14 protein-coding genes are annotated in these 16,542 nt (G+C 40.0%); 9 read left to right on the top strand and 5 right to left on the bottom strand.

Annotation, left to right across the window (positions count from 1 at the left end):
- Nucleotides 1-435 precede the first annotated feature (435 nt).
- The 3 genes from DO88_RS00515 to rph are packed head-to-tail and all read right to left on the bottom strand — an operon-like array spanning nucleotide 436 to nucleotide 2,249.
- A complete protein-coding gene (locus DO88_RS00515; RefSeq protein WP_008139662.1) occupies nucleotides 436-816 on the bottom strand; it encodes a diacylglycerol kinase in 381 nt (126 codons plus the stop codon).
- A gap of 56 nt (nucleotides 817-872) precedes the next feature.
- Nucleotides 873-1,517 (bottom strand): orotate phosphoribosyltransferase, encoded by a 645-nt coding sequence (pyrE, locus tag DO88_RS00520; protein ID WP_033041135.1) that lies wholly within the window; start codon nucleotides 1,515-1,517, stop codon nucleotides 873-875.
- Nucleotides 1,518-1,535: 18 nt separating this feature from the next.
- Nucleotides 1,536-2,249 (bottom strand): ribonuclease PH, encoded by a 714-nt coding sequence (gene rph / locus DO88_RS00525; protein ID WP_002958890.1) that lies wholly within the window; start codon nucleotides 2,247-2,249, stop codon nucleotides 1,536-1,538.
- A gap of 179 nt (nucleotides 2,250-2,428) precedes the next feature.
- Here rph and DO88_RS00530 point away from each other — a divergent pair, with 179 nt between their 5' ends.
- On the top strand, nucleotides 2,429-3,289 hold the full coding sequence (locus tag DO88_RS00530) for a YicC/YloC family endoribonuclease (RefSeq protein WP_033041132.1): 861 nt from the start codon (nucleotides 2,429-2,431) through the stop codon (nucleotides 3,287-3,289).
- A gap of 66 nt (nucleotides 3,290-3,355) precedes the next feature.
- Here the strand turns inward: DO88_RS00530 and DO88_RS00535 are convergent, their stop codons facing one another.
- Nucleotides 3,356-5,719, bottom strand: a complete 2,364-nt coding sequence (locus DO88_RS00535; protein WP_033041129.1) for an alkaline phosphatase D family protein — start codon at nucleotides 5,717-5,719, stop codon at nucleotides 3,356-3,358.
- A gap of 303 nt (nucleotides 5,720-6,022) precedes the next feature.
- On the opposite strand from DO88_RS00535, the gene gmk reads away from it, so the two are divergent.
- The 5 genes from gmk (at nucleotide 6,023) to DO88_RS00560 (ending at nucleotide 11,695) form a co-directional block, all read left to right on the top strand.
- On the top strand, nucleotides 6,023-6,643 hold the full coding sequence (gene gmk, locus DO88_RS00540; RefSeq protein ID WP_033030015.1) for a guanylate kinase: 621 nt from the start codon (nucleotides 6,023-6,025) through the stop codon (nucleotides 6,641-6,643).
- 125 nt (nucleotides 6,644-6,768) lie between these two features.
- A complete protein-coding gene (rpoZ, locus tag DO88_RS00545) occupies nucleotides 6,769-7,044 on the top strand; it encodes a DNA-directed RNA polymerase subunit omega (protein ID WP_007378835.1) in 276 nt (91 codons plus the stop codon).
- Between the two features lie 388 nt (nucleotides 7,045-7,432).
- A complete protein-coding gene (gene spoT / locus DO88_RS00550; RefSeq protein WP_008139659.1) occupies nucleotides 7,433-9,538 on the top strand; it encodes a bifunctional GTP diphosphokinase/guanosine-3',5'-bis pyrophosphate 3'-pyrophosphohydrolase in 2,106 nt (701 codons plus the stop codon).
- Nucleotides 9,539-9,550: 12 nt separating this feature from the next.
- Nucleotides 9,551-9,943, top strand: a complete 393-nt coding sequence (locus DO88_RS00555; protein ID WP_007378833.1) for a RidA family protein — start codon at nucleotides 9,551-9,553, stop codon at nucleotides 9,941-9,943.
- A 144-nt stretch (nucleotides 9,944-10,087) separates the two neighbouring features.
- Nucleotides 10,088-11,695, top strand: coding sequence for a DUF342 domain-containing protein (locus tag DO88_RS00560; protein WP_007378832.1), 1,608 nt, complete (start codon nucleotides 10,088-10,090; stop codon nucleotides 11,693-11,695).
- 47 nt (nucleotides 11,696-11,742) lie between these two features.
- Here DO88_RS00560 and asnA read toward each other — a convergent pair whose 3' ends face one another.
- Nucleotides 11,743-12,738: an aspartate--ammonia ligase gene (gene asnA / locus DO88_RS00565; protein ID WP_033041126.1), complete on the bottom strand. Its 996-nt coding sequence runs from the start codon at nucleotides 12,736-12,738 to the stop codon at nucleotides 11,743-11,745.
- A gap of 197 nt (nucleotides 12,739-12,935) precedes the next feature.
- On the opposite strand from asnA, the gene asnC reads away from it, so the two are divergent.
- From asnC to recG, 3 genes are read left to right on the top strand one after another with little or no spacing between them, the layout of a single operon-like run.
- Entirely contained in the window at nucleotides 12,936-13,394 is a 459-nt protein-coding gene (gene asnC / locus DO88_RS00570; RefSeq protein WP_007378830.1) for a transcriptional regulator AsnC, read from the top strand.
- A gap of 41 nt (nucleotides 13,395-13,435) precedes the next feature.
- A complete protein-coding gene (trmH, locus tag DO88_RS00575; RefSeq protein WP_007580009.1) occupies nucleotides 13,436-14,122 on the top strand; it encodes a tRNA (guanosine(18)-2'-O)-methyltransferase TrmH in 687 nt (228 codons plus the stop codon).
- Nucleotides 14,123-14,181: 59 nt separating this feature from the next.
- Nucleotides 14,182-16,263: an ATP-dependent DNA helicase RecG gene (recG, locus tag DO88_RS00580; protein WP_033041124.1), complete on the top strand. Its 2,082-nt coding sequence runs from the start codon at nucleotides 14,182-14,184 to the stop codon at nucleotides 16,261-16,263.
- The last annotated feature ends 279 nt before the right edge of the window (nucleotides 16,264-16,542 follow it).

Here is a 16,542-nt window from a genome sequence, read left to right as displayed (position 1 = left end):
AGACTCTAATTTGTTTGCCTCACTACCTAAGTAGTTTGGCTGTTAGAACTCAATCTGTACGAGTGCCCACACAGATGATTGCTTTATATTGTTAAAGAACGTTTTGAGTCGCTTTAGCGCCTCAAGGGATGCGAATAATACACCCTTTATTTTTCGAGTCAATACTTAGTTTTAAACTTTCTTTTGGAAGATTTAAAACCGAAGTTTTATTTAACTCTCTGAGTAGTTCGTGCCTCGCTATGCGTTGGCCTTTCCCGTCTCAGTGGGGTTGCATTATAGGGAGATCCGAAAACAGATCAACCCTTTTTTGAAGAAAACTTGAAATAATGTGCTGTTCGCTGATAATTTGAGCTAAACAGGTTGAAAACACAACATAACTAGCAAAACATTAACAAAAAAAGGCACTTTCAGTTTTCTTATTGTCTAAAAGTGCGCTTAAGCGATCTTCATATAAAGGCTTACACCCCAAATGATCAACACGATCGTTAATGAAAGTGTTACGGCTGCAGATCCCATATCTTTGGCTCTGCCTGACAATACATGTAATTCTGTACTTACTCGATCAGTTAATGCTTCGATGGCAGAATTTAGTAATTCAACTATTAGTATAATAAGCAATGAGCTTACTAGGACTGCCCAATGTAATAATGATGAGGCAAGCCAAAATGAGATAGGGAATAATATAAGGCTTAGGAGTAGCTCTTGTCTAAATGCAGCTTCTTCTTTAAATGCAGCTTTAAAGCCAAGGTAGGAGCAATAACTTGCTTTAAAAACACGCTTAAGGCCTAAGCCATTTGGTTTTAATACATCTTTCATTAATAAACTCTATGAATGAAGGTCAAAATAAAGCCCCGCACTGCGAGGCTTTTTATTTACGCTACGCCGTATTGATCACGGTAAGCTTTAACTGAGGCTAAATACTCGTCCATTGTGCCTTGGTTTTCAAGGTAACTAATAAGATCAGCTAATTTTACAATAGAGATCACTTTAGTATTAAAGTCGCGTTCAACTTCTTGAATAGCAGATAACTCGGCTTTACCTTTTTCTTGGCGATCTAATGCAATTAAAACACCACTAAGGTCTGCACCATTTTGTGCAATAATTTCCATGGACTCACGAATAGCGGTACCTGCGGTAATTACATCATCAACTAGCATTATTTTGCCATTGAGTTCTGAGCCTACTAATGTACCACCTTCACCGTGTGCTTTTTTCTCTTTACGATTAAAACAGTAAGGTACATCTTTATCATGGTGATCTGCTAATGCAACTGCCGTTGTTGTCGCTATTGGGATACCTTTATACGCGGGACCAAATAGTACATCATACTCTATCGCTGAATCTTCTAATGCTGATGCATAAAAACGACCTAAGCGTGCTAAGTCACGACCTGTATTAAACAAACCGGCATTAAAAAAGTACGGACTTATGCGCCCTGACTTTAAAGTAAACTCACCAAATTTTAATACCTGCTTCTCTAGAGCAAATTCTATAAACTCTTTTTGATAATCTTTCATATCGCGTGGCCTACCTATTTATGCTAATGCTTGCTTTTGTACGTCAATGATTTCACGAATAGAATGTTTAGCTAAAGTAAGTAACTCATCTAGCTCATCAAACGAGAAAGGTTCGCCTTCGGCTGTACCTTGAATTTCTATAATTTTACCTGTTTCGGTTAAAATTACATTCATATCAGTCTCAGCAGCTGAATCTTCAATGTATTCTAAATCGCTAATTGCTTGGCCTTTATATATACCAACTGAAATAGCTGCAATCATATGTTTAAGTGGGTTTGAATTAATCATACCTTTTGCACGCATATGCGTTAACGCATCAACAAGTGCAACACATGCACCACTTATAGAAGCAGTACGTGTACCGCCGTCAGCTTGAATAACGTCACAGTCAATGGTAATTGTGTTTTCGCCAAGCGCTTTTAAGTCAACAGCCGCACGAAGTGCACGTGCAATTAAGCGTTGAATTTCCATAGTACGGCCGCCCTGCTTACCACGTGCAGCTTCACGAGCATTACGCGTATGCGTTGCTCGCGGTAACATACCGTATTCAGCATTGATCCAACCTTTACCCTGACCTTTCATGAAACGAGGAACGCCCGATTCAACAGTAGCTGTACAAAGTACTTTGGTGTTACCAAACTCAACAAGTACTGAGCCTTCAGCATGCAAAGTATAATTACGTGTAAATGTAACAGGTCTAATTTGGTTAGGTGTTCTTTCGCTTGGACGCATTGACGATCCCCTTAATTCAGAATTTGCGACATTATAAGTGTATGTGGGTATAGATACCATGCTGATTTAAATAAATAGCTGTATGCAAAATATTCAGTGTATTAAATTTTCCCTAGAGCTTAAGCAGTGTTACGGTATAATCATCATAATATTATATTTATAAATTTAGGAAAATATCCATGATCCACAGTATGACAGCTTATGCGCGTCGCGAAATAAAAGGCGATTGGGGAACTGGCACTTGGGAAGTTCGTTCAGTGAACCAGCGTTACCTTGAAACATTTATTCGTGCACCAGAGCAATTTCGTGGCATGGAACCGGTTATTCGTGAGCGTTTACGCAAACACTTACAACGCGGTAAAGTTGAGGTTTTTTTAAAGTTTGTAGCAAACCCTGCTCATGTTGGGGAGCTATCAATTAACCAAGCTCTGGCTGAGCAACTTATAAATAGTGCTAAATGGGTTCAACAACAAAGTAATGGCGACATTAACCCTGTTGATATATTACGTTGGCCTGGCGTTATGGAAGCACAAGAACTTGATATGGATAGCGTTAATACAGCGCTAATTGTTGGTCTTGATCAAGTAATAGAAGATTTTAAATCAGCACGTGGCGATGAAGGTGCAAACCTTGAAGAAATGATAGCAATCCGCCTTGATGCAATTCTAGAGCAAGTAGAAATTGTAGAAACGCATATGCCTGAGATTACTAAGTGGCAGCGTGAAAAACTGGCTCAAAAGCTAGAAGACTTAACAGCAAACATTGACGAATCACGCCTTGAACAAGAACTTATTTACCTTGCGCAAAAACAAGATGTGGCTGAAGAATTAGATCGCTTAAAGTCTCACGTTAAAGAAACTAAAAAAATCCTTAAAAAAGGAGGCGCATGTGGTCGCCGCTTAGATTTTATGATGCAAGAATTTAATCGTGAAGCTAACACGCTAGCATCTAAATCTATTAATAGCGATATTACTACTGCAGCCGTAGAGCTAAAAGTGTTGATAGAACAAATGCGAGAACAGATCCAGAATATCGAATAATTAATTCTCTCTGCATTATTGAAAACAAAAACGGCCTTAAATTGGCCGTTTATATTTTATAAGTAATTAACCCAATATATTGTTACCTTTATTTTCTTGCTGATGAATAGTAACAGGCCAGCCGGGGTACTGATTACTCGCTTTACCATCTGCCACATCAACTAAAAACTTATATGCATCCATTGTATAAGTTCGCTTTTGAGAATCAAACGTTATAAAACCAAAACCACTGCCTTTTTCATGAGCTTTGACATATCGGTTATTTGATTTACCGACTTCTGGATTGCCTACGGCATACACATAAATTTTATTGCCAAAAGTATCTTTATATTCACCGGTTTCAGCTAACCCATGGGCAGGACGATTTTGATGGGGCATATTCATTGAATCTGGCTTCCACCACCTTGGCCAACCGGCTGAAATAGCTGGAGTGCAAAAGGCCCAATTGCTATCTCGTTGTTGATTTACCCCATATTGCGATAAAGAACCTAAGTGCGTGTCACCACAAATATGTAATGCCATAGAATCGCGCATTGCGTCGATTGCTCGGTTTCGTGCCGATGCTGGCCAACCACTTGAGTCAAAGTCGTATTTTAAGAAGCGATCAGGTAAAGGTTGATGCGTTGAAATAGCAGCAAACACTGTTTGGCTTAATACTGCTTTTAAATTATGCCCGCGCCAGTCTTTACTCCATTTTTCAAGAAAATCCTCTTGTCGCTTACCCAGTAAATCTAATCCAGGAGGATTAAATGCTGGATTATAAAAAAGCGGATTTTCATTTTGTCCTGTTTCGCCCACGGCTACATTAATGCGCTCAGGGCCACTTTTCCATTGCCTGTCGGCAAGAATTGCAAAACCTACTCCACCGTACAACATGTTGCTAAAATATGAGCTAATACCATTAGTTGGAGTTGGATCGTACGAGTCTGGATGATGATTCAAAGTGGTTTTATGTACCATATTAATCACTCGCGTAGAGTCAATATATCCACCTAATACACTTGCCGATGGGTCTTTTGAAATATTTTTCATCGTTGCACCACCTTCGCCCCACAAGTTACCTTGCAGTACATCGTGATCATCAGGCAAACAAATGGTAGGTTGATTGCGCATAACCTCTTTAAAAGACCAACCGAATTGATAGAACTTGCGTAAATAATTTAAAATTGCCAAGTTGTCTGGGGTACGAATCACACCGAATCCACCATGACTTTCATAAATTTGATCGCCCGAGAAAAAAACAAGATCTGGGTGTAGTTTTTTGACATTTTGAGCAACAGGTTCGTAAGGAAAACCATAGTCATTTTGACAAGTAAGGGCTGCCATGCGTAATTTATTACCACTTGGGTTTGCTTTTATATTGCCGGAATAAATGTCGGGGGTTTCTGTGCCGTCGGTATGTTTTTCACGGTAAACAACCCTAAAAGGGGTGTCTTGTGTTTCATCCCAATTTATAATCCGAAAAGTAGCTAACCAACCGTCATGATCAATAATCTGAGTGTCAATAGATACCCATTGATTATTACGCTGTACTTGCAGTTCTACTTGCTGATTATCTTGCTCGCCTATTGGCCCGGTGTAAGCGCTCAGCTTCATTACAAAACCTTCATCGCTCAATGTGTCGCTTAGCGAATACATAGTCCAAAGTATAGGACCAAATTTTTGCTCATCAATTACTGAAAAAGCCTCACCTTGCATACTCCAATTACTAAATTTGTAACGTGCGCCTAATTTATCTTCCGGCACATTTTGTGAAGTTACTGATGCAATAGAAAAGTTACTAACAAGCGCCACATTACCTAATAATTCAGATGCTGGGACTAAATGCGTCAGAGTTCCTATTATTGCTCCTGATGTACTTAAGCTAGCAACTAACTCCAAGGCCATTACACCCGACTGCGGCGTGCCCGTTAAACTTAAAGTAATCTCGTGATTATCTATCGGTGTAACTAGAGGTGTTGTGTTATTACCTAAAACTAAATGATTATTTTTGATACCAAGGTCGTAACCTTCTTGTATAAAACAGTTACTACGGTATTCGTTTAATTCACTTTTAGCTCCGAGGCGAATACCTGCGCCCCCATCTTTACTATTTTGCTCTAAGCGTGAAACTTGAACCGACATTGTAAAAGCTTGATCAAGATGAGTTATTTGGTGCGTCAGGGAGTGAACACTTCGATTACCTCCTCTTGTTATACACTCAGCAGCGCCGTTAACAACACGCCAATCCTCCATCGGGTTAGCCCAATATTGCTTACCAAGCCATACTCTATTATACGTTTTATGCCAGTTATCACGGTGAGGCTTAGTGCCGGTGGTAATTGTAGAGGTTGCAGCACCTAAAGTATTCTTGCAACCAGAAACGCCAGTAGCAACAACACCTGCAGCTAATATTTTAAGTACTGACCGGCGAGATATATTTTTATCCATAGTTTGATCTCTACATATTGGTTATTGTTAACAATAAACTAACTATAATGTTTTTTTAATAAAAGATCATGCCTTTGTTTTCTGAACTTTATTGGCCTCTTTGTTGCTTAACTAAACCATTTAGGTGCTGTATCACGGCACTCTTTCAGTATTACTAATAATTGTAATTTTATTTAAAATGCAACTTAGCAAAATACTCTCGACCTAACTTGAGCACTAAGAGCTAATTAAAGTACAATACAGTTAATTAAAGGCTTGGCTTACTTGTAACCCAAGCCTATTTATTTTTAGGTAGAGAAAGACATGGCACAAACTCGCGGTAACTTATTTATTTTATCAGCGCCTTCTGGTGCTGGTAAATCAAGCTTAATCAATGCGTTATTAAAAAAGCATACTGATATGAAAGTATCGGTCTCGCACACGACTCGCTCTCCTCGCCCCGGTGAAGAAAATGGCGTGCATTATCATTTTGTCTCTACAGATGAGTTTAAAGCGCTGATTGAAAAAAATGACTTTTTTGAATGGGCTCAAGTATTTGATAATTACTATGGCACATCAAAGCAAGCTATTGAGTCGCAACTTGATGCGGGTATTGATGTGTTTTTAGATATTGATTGGCAAGGCGCGCAGCAAGTGCGCAAAATTATGCCAAGCGTACAAACCATTTTTATTCTACCTCCTTCAAAAAAAGAGCTAGAGCAGCGTTTAAATAACCGTGGCCAAGATTCGGCTGACGTTATTGCCGGACGAATGGCACAAGCACAATCTGAAACATCACATTATAACGAGTACGACTTTGTAATTGTAAATGATGACTTTGAGAGCGCACTTGCTGACATAGAAATAATTGTAATGGCTCAACGCTTAACCCTAAAAGCTCAAGAAGATCGTCATCAAGTTTTACTAAATAGTCTGCTTAAATAATTTAAGCCTATTTAAATTAGGCTTAGGCGAGTAAAACTGATAAAAATTGAACACTGGCTATTGGCGAATGTGGCTCCTTGGAGTAAACTACGCCTTTGCTTTTAAATTATTTTTGGAGTGCTGTGATGGCCCGCGTAACAGTTGAAGATGCAGTAGATGCAGTTGGTAATCGTTTTGACTTAATTTTAGTTGCGGCTCGTCGTGCCCGCCAAATTGCTGTTGGTGGTAAAACGCCACTAGTAGACCCTGAAAACGATAAACCAACGGTTGTTGCTTTACGTGAAATTGAATTAGGTTTAGTTGATAGCGCTTCAATGGACTTAATTGACCGTGAAGAACAACAACACCAAGAAGCAGCAGAACTAGCTGCTGTTGCTGCCATTGTTGGTGGCAATCAATAATCGACCTCCCGGTCTGATTTAGCCAACGGCGCAGTATTTCTACTATAGCCGTTGGCAATCCATTCTTTTCATCGTATATTCGTAACTTACCTAATTTACTTCACTAGGGCCTGTTTATCTTTCGAGGTTAAATTTGCAACAGCATGCTTGGTATTTAGGCAAGGCAGAGCCTATGTAGTGTGGTTATTCCCCATGCATAAGCGATAACGCAACATAAGTGCCAAACATGCGCAGCCCGAAGGGTTCTGCCTAGGGGCAATTTACTCTTTGTTGCTCGGTTTTTACTTAGCCCGCTAGGCTAAAAACCTCGCGCCGCGATTAAATCGCCCCTAGATTGAACAAATTTTAATCCTGAAAGGTCAACGGGCCCTAGAACATTGGAGTGTAAATGTATCTTTTTGAAGGTCTTAAAAAGAAAATTTCTGAATACTTGCCTGCTGCAGATGTAGAGCTGGTACAAAAATCTTACGTGGTAGCCCGAGAGGCCCACGAAGGACAAACTCGCTCAAGTGGCGAACCTTATATTACTCACCCTGTTGAAGTAACTCAAATTCTTGCCGGCATGCATCTTGACCATGAAACGCTCATGGCCGCGTTAATGCACGATGTAATTGAAGATACTGATTTTAGCCAACAAGATTTAGCTGAAATTTTTGGTGAAACGGTTGCTGAATTGGTTGAAGGTGTAAGTAAGCTCGATAAGCTCAGCTTTAAAGATAAAAAAGAATTCCAAGCCGAAAACTACCGTAAAATGATTATGGCTATGACTCAAGACATACGAGTTATTTTAATCAAGCTTGCTGATAGAACGCATAATATGCGCACATTGGGTGCTCTTCGCCCCGATAAACGCCGCCGTATAGCACGCGAAACACTAGAAATATACGCGCCGATAGCAAACCGTTTAGGTATTCACGACATTAAAAATGAGCTTGAAGATTTAGGTTTTCAAGCTCTATACCCTATGCGCCATCGTGCACTTAAATCTGAAGTTGCAAAAGCACGTGGTAATCGAAAAGAAGTTATTTCAAATATTCAAAACGAAATTGAAGCGCGCCTTGAAGAGTCAGGCATAAAAGCGACGGTATCGGGCCGCGAAAAGCACCTTTATAGTATTTATAAAAAAATGCTTAATAAAGAACTGTTATTTAACGAAGTCATGGATATTTACGCGTTTAGAATTGCGGTTGACTCTATGGATACGTGTTATCGCGTATTAGGTGTTGCTCACAGCCTTTATAAGCCTATTGAAACGCGCTTTAAAGACTATATTGCAGTGCCTAAAACCAATGGCTATCAGTCACTTCATACTTCTTTAGTTGGCCCACACGGCATACCTGTTGAGATTCAAATTCGTACTCACGACATGGATCATATGGCAGACAAAGGCGTGGCCGCACACTGGATGTATAAAAAATCAGGTGATGGCGCGGGCAATACGTCACAACAACGTGCTCGCCAATGGATGCAAAGTTTATTAGAGCTTCAGCAAAGTGCTGGCTCATCATTTGAATTTATAGAAAATGTAAAAACTGAGCTATTCCCTGAAGAAATTTACGTATTTACGCCAGATGGCCGAATCGTTGAATTACCAATGGGCGCAACAGCTGTTGATTTTGCATACGCTGTACATACTGACGTTGGAAATACGTGCGTAGGGGCAAGAGTAAATCGCAAACCTTACCCTTTGAGTAAAGCGCTTGATACCGGCCAAACAGTAGAAGTAATTACTAGCTCTGGGGCTCACCCAAATGCAACTTGGCTAAACTTTATTGTTACCGGTAAAGCACGGTTAGGCATTCGTAACTACCTTAAGAGTCAGCATCACGAGGAAGCGCTGTTATTGGGTAGGCGTTTACTCGACTCCGCACTTGGTGAAAATAAGTTCGACAGTATTCCTGATGAGAATATAGCGCGAGTACTTGAAGAACATGAACTTTCTACACTACTTGAGTTACTAGTAGCAATAGGCTCTGGTAATCTGATGAGCATGTTAATTGCTAAACGCTTATTACAAAACGAAAACGATGATTTAACAGACATTACCAACCAAGTCAAAGCAACCATTATTGGCACCGAAGGTATGTTAGTTAATTACTCTAAGTGTTGCCGCCCTGTACCTGGGGATGCAATAACTGCACATATAAGCCAAGGCAAAGGATTAACTGTTCATCGCCAGGAATGTAAAAATATTCGCGGCTGGGAAAGTGAGCGCTCTAAATACTTAGTTGTAAAGTGGGACGATAATCCAGAGAAAGAATATATCGCAGCCCTTAGAGTCGAGATTATTAATCATCAAGGGGCGCTTGCAAAGTTAACCAATGTTGTTGCGACTACCCAAGCCAATATTGTGGAAATAGCCACTGATGAAAAAGAAAGTAATTTATACGTGATAGATTTAGGGGTTACCGTTAAAAACCGTATCCACGTTGCTAACATTATGCGACGCATTCGCGTTATGCCTGATGTACAAAAAGTCTATCGTAAAAAATAAAATAGGAAACACATGAATAAAGCATTTATTTCTACCGACAAAGCGCCTGCAGCAATAGGCACATATAGCCAAGCAGTTAAAGTAGGAACGGCTGTCTACTTATCGGGTCAAATACCATTAGTACCTGAGACTATGGAAGTTATTTCGGAAGACTTTGGCGAACAAACACATCAAGTATTTAAAAACATTGCTGCTGTATGTGAAGAAGCTGGGGGGCAGATACACGACCTAGTTAAGGTGAATATTTACCTTACTGATTTATCTAACTTTGCTATTGTTAACGAAGTAATGAGCCAATACTTCAAACAACCATACCCTGCTCGTGCCGCAATTGGTGTGCGTGCGCTGCCAAAAGGTGTGCAAGTTGAGATAGATGGAATAATGGAACTACCTTCAACTAATTAGTATTACCTACGAGCTATGGTCCCAGCTATAGCTCTATTTCTCCATAACCTCGTTTTGTTTTCTTGACTCAAAAGTAAATTTCTAGCAATCTGTTATTATGTAATATACTCAAACTTAACTTAAGTAGTAGAGAAGGATTAACTAGTGTTTAAGCTTGCTCATAATGGAAATATTTTACTTGATGTAAGTAAGCACGCTCCGCCGAGTGCTGCGTTCGTGATTGAAGCTCTCGAAATGTCGACTTTTTGTGACTGTAAAATCGATCATGAAGCCATAAACAACTTCTTCAAAAATAAAAATACTGAGTCAGTTTTAGTTGTTGCAACTAAGTACGATGCCGCAATCAAGATAGAAATTAGCGATGATAAAATGCTAGCTATAGGCGAGCTCACTCTCGCTCAGGGCGGTAAGCAGCTAAGCCTAGATGATGCGAAAAAACACCTTGTTAAAGCTGGAATAGTTCGTGGCTACAAGCAAGTATTTTTAGAACAATTACTAGAAAAACAAGCCGAGCTATCACCTGGGACAATCGTTAAAGGTACTCTCGCCAAAGGGCGGCTTCCAAGTGATGGATTAGCGACAAAATTAGTAACAGTGGTAGAAACCCTAAAAGATCGTTTAAACGCGCCAAAATTAAAAGAAGATGGCAGCGTTGATATGCGTGACTTTGGAAAACTCGCAAGTGTAGAACCTGGTACAGTACTTATTCGACAGCACCCCGCAACCCCTGGTAAAGAGGGCTTCACAGTAGTCGGTGATATACTTACCGCTAAACCTGGTGAAAATAAACAACTGGTCGCAGGTGAAGGCACTGAAATATCAAAATTAAACCCTATGGAATTAGTCTCTACTATTGCCGGCGTTCCTGTAGAAATTAATAACGGAATGCGTGTAGATGATATTTTTACAATATCTGATGTAAATGTGAAAAGTGGCCATATCGACTTTGAAGGCAGTGTGATTGTTACACGAAACATCGATCCTGGTATGAAAATAAACGCAAAAGGCGATATTACTATCTTAGGTACTGTCGAATCAGGGGAGCTTACTGCTGGCGGTAATATCACTGTGAAGCAAGGTGTAATTGGCCATCAAAAGCCTGAGGATAAATCGTTATCCTGCAAATTAGTTTGTGCTGGAGATGTCCATGTTTCTCATTCACAGTATTGTTATATAGAAGCAGCTAACATATTTATTGATCGCCAAACTAGCCACTGTGTTATGAAAGCGAAAAAATTACTACAAGTTGGTCAAACAGACTTACCTAAAGGTAAAATTTTTGGTGGTGAAATACTGGATGCTACAACGCTCATTGCTGGTGAAATAGGAAACGAATCAGGCGCAAAAATGGCAATAAATTTAGCAGCTTCAGGCGCTGAAATAACTGCTGACACAGACAATTGCTTTAAAGATTTAGCAAATACAGATCAACAATTAGATACTCTTCAAGCTGCTCTCGAAAAAGCTGATTTAGTTAAAGATATTGATAAAAAGAATCAGCTAATTGCCAAAATTGGCGCTACACAACTGCATTATTGCCAACAGGCTGAACAATTAGAAAAACGCCTTTCGAGCTTAGATCATGAGTTACATGATTTGCTTAGTGATGCAAACCTTGCTGTTAACACTGTTTTGCATTCTGGAGTAGAAATTCATATTTTTAATAAAGTACTCAAAACAATTCGTAATTACCCACCATGCAATGTAAAGTTGTTGAATAATAAAGTAGAAATCGAGTTTAAAACACACTAGAAATGAGTGCAAATACAGGCACTCAAATCAATAGCTCCTCATATACCCTAAAGCAAATCACTTACTGTATCGTAAGTTTTATTTGGCCACACACTAACCTGTACTTGTCCAATATGTTGCTTTTGCAGTAGTAACATAGCCAAGCGCGACTGCCCTATTCCACCGCCAATTGTTTGCGGAAATTTACTTTGTAGTAGCGCTTTGTGCCAATCAAACTCTAAGCGGTCTTCATCTCCAGTAACCCTTAACTGCGCTTTTAAAACTTTAGGACTTACACGTATACCCATTGATGAAATTTCAAAGGCGTCTTCAAGTACTGGATTCCATACTAAAATATCACCATTTAAACCCATGTATTGATCGCATGTTGGCGTAGACCAATCATCGTAATCTGGGGCTCTTACATCATGGATTTTGCCATCACCAAGCGCGCCACCAATACCAATTAAAAATACAGCACCATATTCTTGTGCAATGGCTTTTTCTCGTTGCTTAGCACTAAAGTCAGGATACATTTTACGTAGCTCTTCACTGTGCACAAACTTAATGTCGTCCGGTAAAAAAGGCGTCAAACCATAAGACTCTCTTACAAAAGCTTCCGTCTCTTTTATCCCTTTATAAATAGATTGAACAGTTTGCTTTAGTGTTGCCAGCGAACGCTCTGTCGTTTCACTAATTACTTTTTCCCAATCCCACTGATCAACATATACAGAATGAATAGGACTTAATGAATCTTCTTCTGGGCGCAAAGCCTTCATTTGAGTGTAAATACCCTCACCAACACTAAAGCCATAAGTTGCCAATGTTTTACGTTTCCACTTAGCCAGTGAATGCACCACTTCGTAGCGGCTACCTGTAATCGCTTTCACATTTACAGCAACTGCGTTTTCATGGCCGCTTAAGTTATCTTGCGTGCCGTCGCCAACCTTAGCCAAAATTGGGGCTTGAACCTCAACCAACCCAAGTTGGGCTTCTAGTTGTTGTGAAAAAAATTGCTTAACTTTACTTATTTGCTGCTGTTGCTGCACATAGTGTGAACTCATAATAATTGGCCTCATTCCCAGTTATTGTTACTTGCTTAATTGATAAAAAACGCCCTAACAAGCGCCTTTAATGAAGTTAATTTAACGATTTAAAGAATTAATTCAATATCCCACAACAAAAATAGCTTTAATATATAAAAAGCATTAATTAAGTGGTATAAAAACCATATATTCGATAATTTTATGACAAATATATAATGGAAAATTATTTAATCGATAATCTCGATAAACAGATACTTCATGCGTTAATGGCAAATGCCCGTACTGCGTATGCCGAATTAGCAAAAAGATTTAATGTAAGCGCAGGGACAATTCACGTAAGAATTGAAAAAATGAAGCAAGCAGGGATCATTATAGGCACCCAATTAACGATTAATACTAAACAGCTGGGCTACGATGTGTGCTGCTTTATAGGCATTAATTTAAATAACGCACGTGATTACCCGCAAACGCTTATAAAGCTAGAAGCATTAGAGGAAGTGGTAGAGGCTTATTACACAACAGGTAACTACAGTATATTTATAAAGGTAATGACAAAGTCCATTGATCACTTACAAGATGTGCTGATTAATAAAATACAGGCAATAGAAGCCATTCAATCAACAGAAACACTTATTTCTCTACAAAATCCAATTAGCCGTACGGTAATGCCTTAACTGCAAAAATCTCGTATAATTGCCGAAAAAAGAGGATAACCATGCAGCAAACTCGCTATCAAAGAATCGAAGACGTACTTTCGCGCCGTCAAACAGACCTAACCGTGTGTTTAGAAGACGTGCACAAACACCATAACTTATCTGCAATAGTACGAAGTGCTGATGCGGTTGGTTGCCATCACGTACATGCTGTATGGCCTGAAAAGCAAAAATGGCTAACAAATAATACCTCAGGTGGCAGTAAAAACTGGCTAGAGACGCACTTACATAGAAATATTGATGATGCCGTTACTGCAATGCGTGAACGCAATCCAGAAATACAAATACTCGCGACTCACCTATCAGAAGATGCCGTTGATTTTAGAGAAGTAGATTACACCAAGCCAACGGCTATTATTGTTGGACAAGAAAAAACAGGGATCTCAGAAAAAGCCCTAGAATATGCTGATCAAAATATTATTATTCCAATGCAAGGCATGGTGCAATCGCTAAATGTTTCAGTTGCTGCTGCGCTAATATTGTTTGAAGCACAGCGCCAGCGTGAACTTGCAGGTTTATACAATAGAGATATGCTCAGCGCTGAAGTTAAGCACCCGCTTTATTTCGAAGGTTGTCACCCTATTATTGCAAGGCAGTGTAAACAAAAAAAATTACCTTACCCTGCACTTGATGAAAACGGCGAAATAGTCGCTGATGAGCAATTTTGGCAAGCTTTAAAACATACTTGATGCACTTACACTCTGTAAGTACACTTAATCTACATTAAATAATAAAAGTTGAGCCTACTTTGTCTAAACCTAGCTTAAGCCAATACCCAATAACAGAACTTAAAGGGGTTGGTCCAAAAATGGCCGAGCGCTTGTTGAAGCTAGGTATTTTAACTGTACAAGATATGCTCTTTCATTTACCACTTCGCTACGAAGATCGCACTCGCTTATACGCAATTAATGAGCTGCTACTTCATAGTCATGTAAGTGTGGAAGCAACAATTGAAACAAGCCAAATCACGTTTGGTAAAAGGCGCATGCTTGTTTGCCAAATCAATGATGGTACTGGGAGGCTAACATTACGGTTTTTTAATTTTACCGCCGCACAAAAAAACGCATTTAGTGCTGGTAAAATAATACGTTGCTTTGGTGAAGTGCGCCGTGGCCGTGTTGGCTTTGAAATGAGTCATCCTGAATACAGCATCAGCGATACCTCTAACGAGCAGCCGGTAGCGACAACATTAACGCCCGTTTATTCAACTACCGAAGGTTTAAAGCAACTATCGATTAGAGCTTTAAGCGAACAGGCTATTGATTTACTAAATAAATACTCAGTAGAAGAACTACTGCCTTCACAGTGGCAGCCATCAAATATGCCACTAAGTGACGCCTTATTATTACTGCACCGCCCACCAAATGATGTTGATGTAACTGCATTAGAGCAAGGTACTCACCCTGCTCAACAGCGCCTTGTATTCGAGGAGTTACTTGCTCAAAACCTCAGCTTATTAAAAGTGCGAGAGCAAGGGCAACAAGTTAAAGCCGTGGCATTAAATCCAGTAAACACATTAGAAAGCCAATTTTTAGAGCAACTTCCGTTTGCACCCACAAATGCGCAAAGCCGCGTAGTTGCTGAAATTAAAGGTGATATGCAACACGCGTATCCAATGATGCGTTTAGTACAAGGCGATGTAGGTTCAGGGAAAACACTGGTAGCAGCACTGAGTGCACTAACAGCCATTGCGCAGGGCTTTCAAGTCGCTTTAATGGCTCCTACTGAAATTTTATCAGAGCAACATGGTGTTAATTTTACAACGTGGTTTAATCAACTAGGTATAACCGTTGCTTGGCTTGGCGGTAAAACAAAAGGCAAAGAGCGCGTAGCAACACTTGAAAAAATAGCCTCTGGTGAAGCGCAAATGATTGTAGGTACTCACGCTTTATTTCAAGATGAAGTTAAGTTCAATAACTTAGTGCTTATCGTTATTGATGAACAACACCGCTTTGGTGTTCATCAGCGTTTATCACTGCGTGAAAAAGGTAAGTTTGGTGATTGCTATCCCCATCAACTGGTCATGACTGCAACACCCATCCCACGCACACTCGCTATGACAGCGTATGCCGACTTAGAAACCTCTGTAATTGATGAGCTACCACCAGGGCGTACGCCAATTACAACAGTGGCACTTCCTGATACTCGCAGAGACGATATTATTGCCCGCGTTAAATTAGCGTGTAACGAGCAAGGCCGCCAAGTTTACTGGGTGTGTACACTTATTGATGAATCAGAAGTCCTGCAATGCCAGGCAGCCGAAGACAGTGCACTGCAGTTAAAAGAAGCATTACCAGAGCTAAACGTAGGCTTAGTACATGGGCGAATGAAATCAGCTGAAAAACAAGCCATTATGAGCGAGTTTAAGGCAGGGAATATACATGTTTTAGTTGCCACTACGGTTATTGAAGTTGGTGTAGATGTCCCTAATGCGAGCTTAATCATTATAGAAAACCCTGAGCGCTTAGGCTTAGCACAGCTGCATCAGTTACGCGGGCGAGTTGGCCGCGGCGCTACGGCATCGCATTGTGTGCTTTTATATCACGCACCACTGTCTCATACCGCTCAAAAGCGATTAGGTGTACTACGCGATAGTAACGATGGCTTTGTGATAGCTGAGCGAGATCTAGAAATACGCGGCCCAGGTGAAGTTCTCGGCACAAAGCAAACTGGTTTAGCAGAATTCAAAATTGCAGACTTAACGCGCGACAAACAAACACTTAATCAAGTAAGGCCTATCGCGCAGCAAATGCTAAAACAATACCCTCAACATGTAGATCCTCTGATTCATAGATGGCTTGGCAATAAGTCAAACTACGCACAAGCATAACCCTCATTGAAATATATTTTCACTTTTCTGCAGACGTAAAAAAGCCCGAATAGTTAGATCCGGGCTTTCTACAATGTGAAGTCGGTGCGCACGCAGTAAAATGTCTTAGTGCCCACAGCGGTAGAAAGTCACATAACAAATGCTACACTATCATCGGTCGAAGCTTTGACTTCACTACTGAGTTCGGCATGGACTCTTGGCTATTTACTAAATCCCAGATAGCAAAAAACCCGTCACATTGCTGCAACGGGTTTCTTTAATTTGAAGCCTGGTAATGTC

The organism is Pseudoalteromonas sp. S3431 (genome assembly GCF_000690035.1).
GTDB lineage: Bacteria > Pseudomonadota > Gammaproteobacteria > Enterobacterales > Alteromonadaceae > Pseudoalteromonas > Pseudoalteromonas fuliginea.
The sequence above is the reverse complement of the archived record's forward strand: the minus strand, read 5'-3'. Positions and strand labels throughout refer to the sequence as shown.

What these genes read in the sequence shown, in the direction of transcription:
- DO88_RS00515 (WP_008139662.1), bottom strand. Translation starts at nt 816, where the DNA reads ATGAAAGATGTATTAAAACCAAATGGCTTAGGCCTTAAGCGTGTTTTT.
- pyrE (WP_033041135.1), bottom strand. Translation starts at nt 1,517, where the DNA reads ATGAAAGATTATCAAAAAGAGTTTATAGAATTTGCTCTAGAGAAGCAG.
- rph (WP_002958890.1), bottom strand. Translation starts at nt 2,249, where the DNA reads ATGCGTCCAAGCGAAAGAACACCTAACCAAATTAGACCTGTTACATTT.
- DO88_RS00530 (WP_033041132.1), top strand. Translation starts at nt 2,429, where the DNA reads ATGATCCACAGTATGACAGCTTATGCGCGTCGCGAAATAAAAGGCGAT.
- DO88_RS00535 (WP_033041129.1), bottom strand. Translation starts at nt 5,719, where the DNA reads ATGGATAAAAATATATCTCGCCGGTCAGTACTTAAAATATTAGCTGCA.
- gmk (WP_033030015.1), top strand. Translation starts at nt 6,023, where the DNA reads ATGGCACAAACTCGCGGTAACTTATTTATTTTATCAGCGCCTTCTGGT.
- rpoZ (WP_007378835.1), top strand. Translation starts at nt 6,769, where the DNA reads ATGGCCCGCGTAACAGTTGAAGATGCAGTAGATGCAGTTGGTAATCGT.
- spoT (WP_008139659.1), top strand. Translation starts at nt 7,433, where the DNA reads ATGTATCTTTTTGAAGGTCTTAAAAAGAAAATTTCTGAATACTTGCCT.
- DO88_RS00555 (WP_007378833.1), top strand. Translation starts at nt 9,551, where the DNA reads ATGAATAAAGCATTTATTTCTACCGACAAAGCGCCTGCAGCAATAGGC.
- asnA (WP_033041126.1), bottom strand. Translation starts at nt 12,738, where the DNA reads ATGAGTTCACACTATGTGCAGCAACAGCAGCAAATAAGTAAAGTTAAG.
- asnC (WP_007378830.1), top strand. Translation starts at nt 12,936, where the DNA reads ATGGAAAATTATTTAATCGATAATCTCGATAAACAGATACTTCATGCG.
- trmH (WP_007580009.1), top strand. Translation starts at nt 13,436, where the DNA reads ATGCAGCAAACTCGCTATCAAAGAATCGAAGACGTACTTTCGCGCCGT.